This window comes from Enterococcus saccharolyticus subsp. saccharolyticus (assembly GCF_029023825.1).
In the GTDB taxonomy this organism is placed as follows: Bacteria; Bacillota; Bacilli; order Lactobacillales; family Enterococcaceae; genus Enterococcus_F; species Enterococcus_F saccharolyticus.
In genome coordinates this window covers 705,917-718,251 of the sequence record NZ_CP118957.1, presented here as the reverse complement: position 1 = coordinate 718,251, position 12,335 = coordinate 705,917, and the positions used below count along the sequence as shown (strand labels likewise).

Genomic DNA, 12,335 nt, shown 5'->3' with positions numbered 1-12,335 from the left:
TTACTTCATACAGAAGGGATGATTCATAATGACACCAAATCGTGAAGATTATCTAAAACTGATTTTAGAACTTGGCGGCGACCAACGGCAAATCAGCAATAAACAAATTGTATCTGGTTTAGCCATTTCTGCTGCTTCTGTCAGTGAGATGATTTCTAAACTCGTTAAAGAAGGATTAGTCAAACATACTCCTTATCAAGGTGTGCAATTAACCACTGCTGGTTTAGAAAAAGCGAGTTCGCTGATTCGCAGACACCGATTATGGGAAGTATTTCTCGTAGAACACCTCAACTATTCTTGGAATGAAGTTCATGATGACGCCGAAGTACTTGAACACGTCACATCAGATACACTCGCTCATCGTCTTGAAATTTACTTAAATCATCCAGAGTATTGTCCCCATGGTGGCATGATCCCGAAAGAAACACAAACAATTCATGAGAAAAAAAGAGAAACACTTAGCACTTATCCGAAAGGAACACGAATCAAAATTGCTCGTGTTTTAGATGAGCGTGAGTTATTAGATTATCTTGTTTCTATTGATTTGAAGCTACATGAAGAATATGAAATCATTGATGTTGCTGCGTACGAAGGTCCTATTACAATTCAAAATCATGAAAAGACGCTCGCCGTCAGTTACAAAGCAGCCAGCACAATATTCGTTGATAAACTATAAGGAGTGAACTAAATGAACGAAAAAAAGGTTTTGTTTACAATTTTTGGTGCAACAGGTGACTTAGCCCAAAGAAAGCTATACCCTTCTCTATTCCGCTTGTACCGCAAAGGTGATTTGGTTGAATCATTTGCAGTTATTGGTACAGCTCGACGCCCTTGGAGCGATGAAGTTTATCGTAACATCGTAAAAGAAACAATTGTTGGATTAAATCCAACACCCGAAGAAGCAGAAGCATTCTCTTCTCACTTTTACTATCAATCACATGATGTTCAAGATACAGAACATTACGATACGTTGAAAAAATTATCTGATGAATTAGATCAAAAATATCAATTAGAAGGCAATCGTCTCTTTTACTTGGCAATGTCACCTAACTTTTTTGGCACTATCGTTGCTCATTTAAAATCACAAGGCATGTTAAATGTGACTGGTTACCATCGTGTCATTATTGAAAAACCTTTTGGAACGGATTACGAAACAGCTCGTCAATTAAATGAAGAAATTGCCACCGTATTTGAAGAAGAAGATATTTACCGTATCGATCATTACTTAGGAAAAGAAATGATTCAAAACATTTCAGCGATTCGTTTTGCAAATAGCATTTTTGAATCTCTATGGAGCAATCGTTTCATCGATAACGTTCAAATTAACATCGCTGAAGATTTAGGTGTAGAAGAACGTGGTGGCTATTACGATAAAAGTGGTGCATTAAAAGACATGGTACAAAACCATATCTTACAAGTTTTAGCTTTATTAGCAATGGAACCACCCGTTGCCTTCTCTGAAAAAGAAATTCGTTCAGAAAAAATTAAAGCGTTAGAAGCGGTTCGTGTGTATACACCAGAAGAAGTAGCTAAAAACTTTATCCGCGGCCAATACAGCGCAGGTAAATTCGATGGTGAAGCAATCCCTGGCTATAAAGAAGAATTAAATGTTGATTCGGATTCAAAAACAGAAACCTTTGTTGCTGGTAAATTCGTAATTGACAATTTCCGTTGGTCTGGCGTTCCTTTCTATGTTCGTACAGGGAAACGTCTAACAGAAAAAGGCACACGTATCAATATTGTTTTCAAACAAGTGCCAGTTAACGTGTTCAAGTCATCTGTTGGTGCAACATGTGAACAAAAACTTTCACCTAACGTGTTAACTATTTATATCCAGCCAACTGAAGGTTTCTCTTTATCATTAAATGGCAAAGAAGTTGGCCCAGGATTTACAATGTTACCACTAAGCCTTGATCATCGTAATAGCGCTGAAGTGATTTCAAACACTCCAGAAGCCTATGAAAAATTAATGCTTGATGCGCTAAATGGTGACGGGACAAACTTCACACACTGGGATGAAGTTGCTCAATCATGGCGTGTCGTTGACGTTATTCGTCAAGCATGGGATCAAGATTCTTCAGATGTCCCTCAATATCCAGCACGTACAATGGGTCCTAAAGAAGCCTACGATTTATTAGCAAAAGATGGTTTCGAATGGATTTGGACACCCGATGAATGGTACCGTGAACGCAATTTATTAGATTAAAAGAAATTAGCTTTACTAGTAAAACAACCGAACGATAGAGAAGTTGCTCTTGCGATTCAGTAGTTTCGTATCGCAAATGACTGAAAATGAGCATCTTTCACTTTACATCGTTCGGTTGTTTTTTCTTATATCACAGCCCTATTCATTTCCACCATAAAAAAGCGCAATCGACTAAAATCGATTGCGCTTTTTTTCTTATTTTGTTTCAAATCCTTCTGATACTGCTTCTGGGAATTCTTTTGCTACTACTTCCGCACAATGTGAGCATAATGTAGGTAATTCTTCATGAGAACCCACACTGTTCTTCACTTGACGACAACGTTCGCAAACTTCGCCTTCTGCTTTTTCAACTAAAATTGCAACATCTTCAAATTTTTGCGCTTGTTCTGGAACATCAGTACCTGCTGATTTCACTTCAAAGAAATCAGGAGAAACAATTAATAACTGCGCTAAATTCGTATCTACTGCTGTTAGAAGTGTTTGAACCGGCTCTGATGGGTAAATCGTGACTTTAGCTTCTAATGATTTACCGATTAATTTTTCATTACGAGCTACTTCTAATGCTTTTAAGACGTTATCGCGGAAATCCATAAATGCAGACCATGTATCTAATAACTCTGCTTGATTTGGAAACTCTTGATATTCAGGGAATTCTGCTAATTGAACATATTCCTCATCTTCTTTCAAGTGTGACCAGATTTCTTCAGCCGTATGTGGAATAATTGGCGTCAATAATTTTGTTAAAGCAACTGCTGTTTGATAGAACACAGTTTGCATGCAACGACGTTGGTAATCATCTTCTGCTTCGATATAAACAACATCTTTCGCAAAATCTAAATAGAAAGAAGACAATTCAACGGTTAAGAAATTCATCACCGTACGATAGATGTGTAGGAAATTATATTGTTCATAACCTTTTTCGCGAATTTCTTGAATCACTTGATTTAAACGAACCGTCATGTATTTATCCACTGAACGTAAATCATCAAAAGCCACACTATCTTTTGGATCAAAATCAGATGTATTTGCTAATAAGAAACGCATGGTATTACGGATTTTACGGTACACTTCTGATACTTGATTTAAGATATCCATTGATACACGTACGTCTGCTTCATAGTCCACACTGCTTACCCATAAACGCAAGATGTCTGCACCCATTTGATTAATCACTTTTTCAGGAGCAATTGTATTACCCAAAGATTTACTCATTTTGCGACCTTCACCATCTAAAGTAAATCCTTGAGATAACACAGCTTTGTAAGGTGCAACACCATTAATCGCAACACTTGTTGTAATACTTGAGTTGAACCAACCGCGGTATTGATCAGAACCTTCAAGGTACATATCTGCTGGGAAAGTTAACTCTTCTCTTTGACGTAGAACTGCTTCATGTGAAGAACCTGAGTCAAACCATACATCCATGATATCTGTTTCTTTTGTAAACTCACCATTTGGCGAACCTGGATGAGTAAAGCCTGCTGGCAGTAAATCTTTGGCATCACGTTCAAACCAGATATTTGATCCATGCTCTTCAAATAAATTGGCAACATGTTCAATCGTTTCTGGTGTAATGATTTCTTCACCATTTTCAGCATAAAATACTGGTAATGGTACGCCCCATGCACGTTGACGAGAGATAACCCAATCGCCACGGTCACGAATCATGTTATACAAACGTGTTTTCCCCCAAGGAATAATCCAGTCAACTTTTTCAATTTCGTCTAAGATATTTTGACGGAATTTATCAATTGATGCAAACCATTGTGGTGTCGCACGATAGATAACTGGTTTTTTCGTACGCCAGTCATGCGGATAGCTATGTGTGAAGAAATCAAGTTTCAACAAGGCATCTTTTTCTGTTAATAAATCAGTAATCATAGAGTTGGCTTTATCGTAGAAGATTCCTTCAAATCCTGGCGCTTCTTCGGTAAAACAACCACGGTTATCCACTGGTGAAATAACTGGTAACCCATATTTTTTGCTGACAATGTAGTCATCTTCTCCGTGTCCAGGAGCAGTATGAACTAAACCAGTACCAGCATCTAATGTCACGTGATCACCAAGCATAACTAGTGAAGTACGATCATAGAATGGATGTTGTCCGGTCATATTTTCTAGTTTTTCACCTGAAATCTCTTGTAAAACTTCAACTGATTCCCAACCAATTGCTTGTTGAACAGTTTCTAATAAATCTTTTGCAACGACAAATTTACGTCCATCTGCCTTAATTTGTACATACGTATATTCTGGATTCACTGAAATTCCTAAGTTTGCAGGCAATGTCCAAGGTGTTGTTGTCCAGATAACAAATGATGTATCTTCGTCTAATACCCCTTTGCCATCTGCTACTTTAAAGGCAACGTAAATAGATGGTGATTTAACATCTTGGTATTCAATTTCCGCTTCTGCTAATGAAGACTCACTTGATGGTGACCAATAAATTGGTTTTAATCCTTTGTAGATATAACCATTTTCAGCCATTTTACCAAATACGCGGATTTCAGCCGCTTCATAATCTGGTGTTAATGTGATATATGGATTTTCCCAGTCACCAGCTACACCCAAACGTTTAAAATCATTTCTTTGTGTATCAACTTGCGTTAACGCATAATCGTAACATTTTTGGCGGTATTCAGCCATATCCATTTCTTTACGTTTAACGCCTTTTTTAGCTAATACTTGTTCAATTGGTAATCCATGTGTATCCCAACCTGGTACGTAAGGAGCACGAAAACCCGACATTGATTTGGAACGAACAATAATATCTTTACTGATTTTATTTAATGAATGTCCAATGTGGATATTTCCATTCGCATAAGGAGGTCCATCATGTAAAACAAACGAAGGTTTTCCTTCATTTAGTTTTTGACGTTGTCCATAAATATCTTTTTCTTCCCAGTCTTTTTGCCATTCTCCTTCACGGTTTGGCAAATTACCACGCATTGGAAAAGCTGTTTTTCCAAGATGTAGCGTTTCTTTCATTTTCATTATTGTTTGCCCCTTTTCTTCTATTAAATCTGAGTAACGACAACAAAAAAACGTTCATCCCTAATCGCATAGGGACGAACGTGTCGTGGTACCACCCAAAGTTTAAAAACAAAATTTGTTTTTCTCTAGTAATCGCTAACGAGATTAACCGTTGATTTTTACTGTTCTTTCAAAATCAAGATACATAGATGATCTGGCTAGTTGTAGGGTTTTGACGGGCTTCCACTATCCCCGCTTCGCTGGAAAAATACAATTAGCTTTTCTGTTCTACTTCCTATCAAGTATTAATTTTTTTCAGATACTTTTACGACTTTTCCACTTGCTTCGACAATTGAAATGTCATCATCTGAGTTAATTTCTTCTTCTGAGTTTACTGCAGAAGTATTTTCAATGTCAAGTTCTTTAGATAAAACCTCACGAATAACTTCGTGGTCTTCTTGAACATAACTTGAAAATGGTGCCAAAATTTCATCCCATTCTGGACTTTTTACTTGTTCTAATTGTGCTTGCAACATAACCAATAAGTTATTATGGAAGACTCTTGTTTTAGATTTCAAGTCATTTGTTTCAGTTGCTAACTGACGTGCACGTGCAGTTGCTTCTGTTAAAATTTCTTTGGCTTTTAATTCGGCTGCTGCTGTTAAAGCTGCCGCACGTTTTTCTGCAGTTGTAACTAATTCGTCTGCTTTATTTTGCGCAGATGTCACAATAACTTCAGATTCTTTACTTGCACTTGTTTTTACTTTATCAGCAGTATCTTGTGCAACAATAATTGATTGATTCAACGCATCTTTCAATTCGTTGAAGTACTCTAATTTTTCTTCTGCATGACGTAATGCTTTTTCTAACTCACGATTTTTTTGTGTAACATCTTCATAGTCTCTAACGACAATTTCTAAAAAATCGTCGACTTCATTTTTTTCATAACCACGCATTTTCACTGCGAAACTTTTGTTTTGAATATCTAATGGAGTTAATGCCATATTTATACACCTCTTTATAGTTATTTACGTAATACACCGAGCAACAAGCGAATTTTTTCTTTTTTTGTTGCGCCTTCTAATCCTTGAATTTGTAATCGTCCAAATCCGCGGATAGAAACAATATCCAACAAATCCAATAAAAAATCTGGTCGCACGGTTTCTGTCCAATTGACTTTGATTTTTCCTGACTCAATTAATTGTTTCGAACGTTGACGAGAAATATTAAACACATTAGAAATGACTGTATCTAGTCGTAAAGAACTCACAGTCGTTCGTTCTTCTGACCAACCATCTTTTGGTACTAAAATTTGTGTATAATCACGTGTTTCTAAACGGACAGTGACATTGCCCATTTTAGTGACTTGTAATTCTACAAAAGAATGTACTTCTTTAGCAATAAATACTTGCCAATTCTCGCCATCAGAAATAATATCGCCAAAAAATTCACGTTTGACACCCGTACCAATAAGCGTCCCCAAAATCTTTCCATGACTTAAAGTCGTGAATTTTTTAGGGTAATTAATTTCATATAAAACAATATCAAATTCATCCTGTGTCGGTTCATAATAATCGGGAAATATCAAACAACGTGTTCGTTCAGCTGCTTCATAACCACCAAAAAATTGAAATTTCAAATCAGATGTTTGACGAACAAGCGATTCTAAAATATACGCTTGCCGAGGATCTAAAAATTCTGTTAACACAGGTGCATATTGCATTGTTACTTGTTCAATCCAATGTTCTACGGTATCAATAAAAGGGTGTTCATCGGTTCGAAAATGCTGATAGACATTTGCGTTCATCGATTCTCACCCCTTTCATTATAAAATCGCTAGAATAATACGAAATAGTGCTTCTGACGCTAATTGTAGAATGATGATAGCAAATGCAATATTAAAATTCACTGGTCCAAAAGACAGATTTAAATGATCAAATAAACTTAAATATGGTTCGCAAATTTTCGATAAAAAGCGACCAAAAGACGATTGATAGCCTCCGGGAAACCACGATAAAAGTGCATAAATTACAAGTAATACAGTATAAATATAAACTGCTTTCCCCAAAAGATCGATTAAACTATAAATAAATATAAGCTTTTCCTCCTCTAGTTACATTTCAAATAAGTTACTGTCAACTAGTGATTGAGCCGTCCCATCAATTTCAGTACCTTTTGGTGTACATAAAAAGATTTCATCTGCTACTCGTTTAATATCACCGTCTTCAGCGTACACTGTTCCCGTCAAGAAATCAACAATTCTCCTTGCTTGGTACTCTTCAATTAAGTGAAAATTAACAAGTACCGATTCTCCACTCAGGACATGCTTCGCAATAATCATCGCTTCAGAATAAACACGTGGTGAAACAATCATAATCTTACTTGCTCCATCAACCGAAGCAACTTCTGTTTTCACTTGTTTTTTCGGTGATGATTGACGCATAGACACAACTTTTTTTTCTGGTTCTGGTTGCGCTGATTGCGTATACACAGGTTCTTTATACATTGATTCAGTCGCTTGTGTTAGCACTTGTCGTGAAGAGACAGGTTCTGACGAATAGCTTGGTTTTTGTTTTACTTTTTGTTTTGGCTTTAGTTTAGGTTTAGGCTTAGTATTTGTAGTTTGCGCTCTAGGGTTGAATGTATTTTTCTGTCTAGCAGAACTAGAAGCTGCCTGTTGAACTACTGGCTTTTGCTGAGATGCTTGTGCCTCTTCCATGTACTCTTCATCCTCTAGTCCAAAAAAAGTTGATACTTTCGCTAAAAATGACATGTAATAATCCCCCTTTTACTCTTTAAATAGTGCAGTACCCACGCGGACGAAAGTTGCACCTTCTTGAACGGCAACAGGAAAATCATTTGACATGCCCATACTGATTTCAGTACAAGGAGCATGCGGTAGATTCTTTGCTGCTATAGTTTTTTGTAAGTTTTTTAATTTTGCGAAAAGTTGATGTTGTTCTTCTACAGTTGAATCAAATGGTGCCATAGTCATTAATCCTACAGCTTGAATGCGATCATATGTAGCAAGTGAATCAATAAATGCTTCCACTTCCTCTGGCGCAATACCATGTTTGCTTTCTTCACCAGAAACATTTACTTCAATAAAACAACGAATCACTTTTTCTGCACGTTTTTGAATTTCATTTGCTAGCTTTAAACTGTCTAATGCATGAAAAAAGTCAATTTCATTTATAACTGATTTTACCTTTCTACGTTGCAAATTACCAATGAAATGCCATGAAACATTAGAAAAAACGGCCATTTCTTCTTTTTTCTCTAAGAATTTGTCAACACGGTTCTCAGCTAAATGATGAACGCCTAAATTCACTAATTCGATCGTTTTTTCAACATCGACCGTTTTTGTTACAGCAATGAGCGTCACTTCGTCTCGTTGACGAGAAACAAGAGCACAAGAATCCCGCAGCTCTTGCTCTACCTCCCGCAAGTTGTCAGAAATCATGTGCTCTGCCTCCTCTTATCTTTTACGACGGAAAAATGGTGGTGTATTTAACTCATCGTCATTTGATTTTGTTTCTTCACGACTGAAAGTATCAAAATCTTTCTTTTCAATAGATTCAAATTGTGTTTCATCAATTTTTGGACGAACATTTTGTTCTTTACGAATGTCCCAATCACCAAATGTCGCAGCAGTTTCTTCTTGTTCAGTAGGTTTTGCTTGTTCCATTTCAAAAACTGGTCTTTGAGGCGTAGCTTGAACTTGATTTTGTCTTGCACGAGCTGGTTTATTTTCACGTTTTGATGGGTCAATACCTGTTGCAATAACCGTTACGCGAATTTCATCACCTAGTTCTTCATTGATTGAAGTACCTAAGATAATATTCACATCACCAGCTGAAGCACCAGCAACAATATCAGAAGCATCTTGTGCTTCGAATAACGTCATATCTAAACCACCTGTGATGTTTAATAAGACTTGTTCTGCACCTTCAATAGAAGTTTCTAACAATGGAGAAGAAATAGCTTTCTTCGTAGCTTCGATGACACGCTCTTCACCAGTCGCAACACCAATACCCATTAATGCTGTTCCTTGGTTTTCCATAACTGTCTTCACATCAGCAAAGTCCAAGTTTACGTAACCAGGAGCAGTGATTAAGTCAGAAATACCTTGTACGCCTTGACGTAATACGTTATCTGCTTCACGGAAAGCTTCCAACATAGGTGTTTTCTTGTCAACAACTTCTAATAAACGGTTATTAGAAATGATTAGTAATGTATCTACGTTTTCTTTTAATTTTGCAATACCTTCTGCTGCAAAACGGCCACGTTTCGGACCTTCAAAAGTAAATGGACGTGTCACAACACCAACAGTTAATGCACCTAATTCTTTTGCAATGCTTGCAACGATTGGCGCAGCACCTGTACCAGTTCCGCCACCCATACCAGCAGTGATGAAGACCATATCAGCGCCTTCTAATGATTCACGAATTAACTCTTCACTTTCTTCTGCTGCTTTTTGTCCAACTTCTGGTTGAGAACCAGCACCTAGACCACGAGTATATTTAGGGCCTAATTGGATAACTGTTTCGGCTTTTGAATTTTTTAAAGCTTGAACGTCAGTGTTAACTGTAATAAATTCAACACCTTTTACGTTTTCTTCAATCATACGGTTTACAGCGTTTCCGCCACCGCCGCCGACACCGATAACTTTAATTACTGCGCCGTCATTGATTGTATTATCAATTGAGAATTCCATAATTTAATTTCCTCCTGAGTTATTAATCGAAAATGTTAGAAAAGAAGTTTTTCACTTTACTTGTAAATCCTTCATTCGCTGATTTTTCTGTTGCGACAGGCTCTTGATAAGTAACTTCTTCTGTTTCATATTGTGGTTGTTCGTAGACTGGTTCTTGTTGAACAGCTGCCGGACGATCTAAGACAACTTTTTCACCAGTAACAGCGCTTTTCGCCATTTGGTAAACTTCACTTAAGTTTGCTGAGTAATCAACAATACTAATAACATTTGTGAAAACTGGATTGCGTAAGCCCATGTGGTTTGGTACGTATAATTTGACGTTAACACCAAATACTTCTTGCGCTAGTTCTACAATACCAGGTAGGCTTGCTGCACCACCAGTTAATACGATACCACCAGGTAGTTCTAAAGCTTCAATCTCATCTAAAACATCTTTTGCTTTGGTAAAAATTTGTTCCATACGCGCTTCGATAATTTCAGAAAGATAACGTTCGTCGATTTTTACTGGTTCTGACTTACCAATAACGTCTACCGGAAATTCTTCGCTGGCAGAAGTACGTTCTGGATAAGCATCACCATAGTTAATTTTCAATGCTTCTGCATTATTAAATGATGTATTCAAGACAGTTGAGATATCTTTTGTGACAAATTCGCCACCTTCTTGATTCACATTCGTAAATTTCAATTGTTTGTCATGCATTACAGCAACAGTTGTTTGTCCACCACCGATATCGATAACTGTTGTACCGAAATCTTTCTCGCCGTCAGAAAGAACTGTTTCAGTTAATGCTAATGGCGTGATAACCATTTCGCTTAAATTTAATCCCGCTTTTTCGACACATTTACGGATGTTATGCACGATTGTTTTTGGCCCAGTAAAGACAACACCTAACATTTCTAAACGCACACCGATCATGCCGCGAGGATCTTTAATTCCTTCAAAGCCGTCCACTGTAAACTCTTGTGGAATAATTGTGATGATTTGTCTTTCAGGAGGAATTGAGCGTACCATAGCTGCTGAAGCTACATTACGTACATCTTCGTTTGAAATTTCTCTTGATTGACTACTTACCGCAATCATCCCTTGACAATTTTCTACTTCTAAAAGATTTGCTGGTACACCAACACTTACATTGTGGATTTGAATTCCTGCTTTTTCTTCAGCTTGGCGCACTGCACGCTGAATGGCTTTTACAGTTTTGTCAATATCAACAATAATCCCACGATTAATTCCTTCTGATTTCGCATTTCCTACACCAATAATGTTCATTTGACCTTCAATATATTCTGCTACAACCACTTTTACAGAAGTCGTACCAATATCTAGACCAACATGCATTCCCGTTTTTGCCATGGATCGGGTTCCCTCCTACCTACTAATTTCCATATATCTCGAACAAATTCGTTCGTATTTAGTTATATCGAATCATTTATTCACTGCTACCAATTTTACCATAGTTTAGCCCATTTTAGAAAGGAGTTAATAAAAAATTATGTGACAATTATGTTAAAATTTCGTTTTTTCTCGCTTTTTTATTCTTTTTCGACTGCAGTTGTTTCAGTTGTTGATTCAGAAGTTTGATATGGGTAAGCAAAAATGCCGACTTCCATGTCAATAACCCCTTTTTCATCCATCTCTTTAGCAACTTGTGGGTAGTATTTCATTTGGCTAGACATATTTGAAATATTGACGATGACTTGATTGCCATCATTCATGTAAAGATTCAATAATTGGTCATTACTTTTTGATGGTGCATATTTCACTTGTGAAATGCCTTCTTGAATTTCTTTTGGTAAGTTATCGTACGCTCGTAATGTCCGTAAAATAACTTTCTCATCGGTAAATCCTTCAAAAATCACTTTATCCTGACCAGCTTCTTTTTGAGGTTCTTGAATGACATAACCACTTGCTAAAATTGGCAAGTATTCTTTCCCTTTGACTAACCAAGCAACTTCTTGATATTCGGTGACACTGATTTGTAATTGATTCCAATGAACAATTCGAATGCTTGCGTCTTCTACGCGAGGTGCTTTCTCTTTAATTTGTTTCACTGTTTGTCTACGATTTAAAAATTGTGTCCATAGACTTTCATCACGCTTTAAATTAGACTCATTTAAAATTGATTCTGCTGGTACTTTTTGATTGCCAACAACTGTAATATCGGCAACTTTACTTAAAGGTGAGATGTAATACAATGTACCTAACAAAGGGATTAGAAATAAAAGAATTAACAGAATCAACCGTTGATACAGTTTTTTACTACGATATTCTTTTATTTTTGGGAGACGATCAGCAAAAGAGACCCGTTCATCAATCTCTTCTTCAGTAACTTCCTCTATTTCTTCTAAATCTTCGAGTTCTTCTTCCTCTTCCAATTCCATTGTTGGGTCACTTTGACCTGTTTTCTCAAGATAAAGTAAATGTTCCTTTTGCCAAGGAGT

At 36.9% G+C, this 12,335-nt stretch carries 11 protein-coding genes and 1 other annotated feature; of the genes, 2 read left to right on the top strand and 9 right to left on the bottom strand.

Going from position 1 to position 12,335, the window contains the following annotated elements; genetic code table 11:
• The first annotated feature begins 28 nt into the window (after nucleotides 1-28).
• Together efaR and zwf are read left to right on the top strand one after the other, a co-directional pair.
• Nucleotides 29-676 carry a transcriptional regulator EfaR gene (gene efaR / locus PYW32_RS03755; protein WP_016175660.1) on the top strand — a complete coding sequence of 216 codons (648 nt, stop codon included), beginning with the start codon at nucleotides 29-31 and terminating at the stop codon, nucleotides 674-676.
• A gap of 12 nt (nucleotides 677-688) precedes the next feature.
• A complete protein-coding gene (gene zwf / locus PYW32_RS03750) occupies nucleotides 689-2,206 on the top strand; it encodes a glucose-6-phosphate dehydrogenase (RefSeq protein WP_016175661.1) in 1,518 nt (505 codons plus the stop codon).
• A gap of 195 nt (nucleotides 2,207-2,401) precedes the next feature.
• Here the strand turns inward: zwf and ileS are convergent, their stop codons facing one another.
• From ileS to PYW32_RS03705, 9 genes are all read right to left on the bottom strand, one after another.
• On the bottom strand, nucleotides 2,402-5,197 hold the full coding sequence (gene ileS, locus PYW32_RS03745; RefSeq protein WP_016175662.1) for an isoleucine--tRNA ligase: 2,796 nt from the start codon (nucleotides 5,195-5,197) through the stop codon (nucleotides 2,402-2,404).
• 67 nt (nucleotides 5,198-5,264) lie between these two features.
• Nucleotides 5,265-5,482, bottom strand: a binding site (T-box leader).
• The gene (locus PYW32_RS03740; RefSeq protein WP_016175663.1) at nucleotides 5,482-6,180 is read right to left on the bottom strand and encodes a DivIVA domain-containing protein; all 699 of its coding nucleotides are present in this window, start codon (nucleotides 6,178-6,180) and stop codon (nucleotides 5,482-5,484) included. Its footprint overlaps the feature before it by 1 nt.
• A 20-nt stretch (nucleotides 6,181-6,200) precedes the next feature.
• Nucleotides 6,201-6,983 carry a YlmH family RNA-binding protein gene (locus PYW32_RS03735; protein WP_016175664.1) on the bottom strand — a complete coding sequence of 261 codons (783 nt, stop codon included), beginning with the start codon at nucleotides 6,981-6,983 and terminating at the stop codon, nucleotides 6,201-6,203.
• Nucleotides 6,984-7,001: 18 nt separating this feature from the next.
• Complete coding sequence (locus PYW32_RS03730) at nucleotides 7,002-7,244, bottom strand: YggT family protein (RefSeq protein WP_016175665.1); 243 nt, start codon at nucleotides 7,242-7,244, stop codon at nucleotides 7,002-7,004.
• Nucleotides 7,245-7,289: 45 nt separating this feature from the next.
• The gene (locus tag PYW32_RS03725; RefSeq protein WP_016175666.1) at nucleotides 7,290-7,949 is read right to left on the bottom strand and encodes a cell division protein SepF; all 660 of its coding nucleotides are present in this window, start codon (nucleotides 7,947-7,949) and stop codon (nucleotides 7,290-7,292) included.
• Between the two features lie 15 nt (nucleotides 7,950-7,964).
• Nucleotides 7,965-8,639 (bottom strand): YggS family pyridoxal phosphate-dependent enzyme, encoded by a 675-nt coding sequence (locus PYW32_RS03720; protein WP_016175667.1) that lies wholly within the window; start codon nucleotides 8,637-8,639, stop codon nucleotides 7,965-7,967.
• Nucleotides 8,640-8,654: 15 nt separating this feature from the next.
• Complete coding sequence (gene ftsZ, locus PYW32_RS03715) at nucleotides 8,655-9,893, bottom strand: cell division protein FtsZ (protein ID WP_016175668.1); 1,239 nt, start codon at nucleotides 9,891-9,893, stop codon at nucleotides 8,655-8,657.
• Nucleotides 9,894-9,915: 22 nt separating this feature from the next.
• A complete protein-coding gene (ftsA, locus tag PYW32_RS03710) occupies nucleotides 9,916-11,247 on the bottom strand; it encodes a cell division protein FtsA (protein WP_016175669.1) in 1,332 nt (443 codons plus the stop codon).
• Nucleotides 11,248-11,426: 179 nt separating this feature from the next.
• The gene (locus PYW32_RS03705) at nucleotides 11,427-12,275 is read right to left on the bottom strand and encodes a cell division protein FtsQ/DivIB (protein WP_016175670.1); all 849 of its coding nucleotides are present in this window, start codon (nucleotides 12,273-12,275) and stop codon (nucleotides 11,427-11,429) included.
• Nucleotides 12,276-12,335 lie beyond the last annotated feature (60 nt).

Bases quoted from the DNA above. Each gene is read 5' to 3' on its own strand.
- ftsA (WP_016175669.1), bottom strand. From the start codon at position 11,247: ATGGCAAAAACGGGAATGCATGTTGGTCTAGATATTGGTACGACTTCT.
- PYW32_RS03725 (WP_016175666.1), bottom strand. From the start codon at position 7,949: ATGTCATTTTTAGCGAAAGTATCAACTTTTTTTGGACTAGAGGATGAA.
- efaR (WP_016175660.1), top strand. From the start codon at position 29: ATGACACCAAATCGTGAAGATTATCTAAAACTGATTTTAGAACTTGGC.
- PYW32_RS03705 (WP_016175670.1), bottom strand. From the start codon at position 12,275: ATGGAATTGGAAGAGGAAGAAGAACTCGAAGATTTAGAAGAAATAGAG.
- zwf (WP_016175661.1), top strand. From the start codon at position 689: ATGAACGAAAAAAAGGTTTTGTTTACAATTTTTGGTGCAACAGGTGAC.
- PYW32_RS03740 (WP_016175663.1), bottom strand. From the start codon at position 6,180: ATGGCATTAACTCCATTAGATATTCAAAACAAAAGTTTCGCAGTGAAA.
- PYW32_RS03735 (WP_016175664.1), bottom strand. From the start codon at position 6,983: ATGAACGCAAATGTCTATCAGCATTTTCGAACCGATGAACACCCTTTT.
- ftsZ (WP_016175668.1), bottom strand. From the start codon at position 9,893: ATGGAATTCTCAATTGATAATACAATCAATGACGGCGCAGTAATTAAA.
- PYW32_RS03720 (WP_016175667.1), bottom strand. From the start codon at position 8,639: ATGATTTCTGACAACTTGCGGGAGGTAGAGCAAGAGCTGCGGGATTCT.
- ileS (WP_016175662.1), bottom strand. From the start codon at position 5,197: ATGAAAATGAAAGAAACGCTACATCTTGGAAAAACAGCTTTTCCAATG.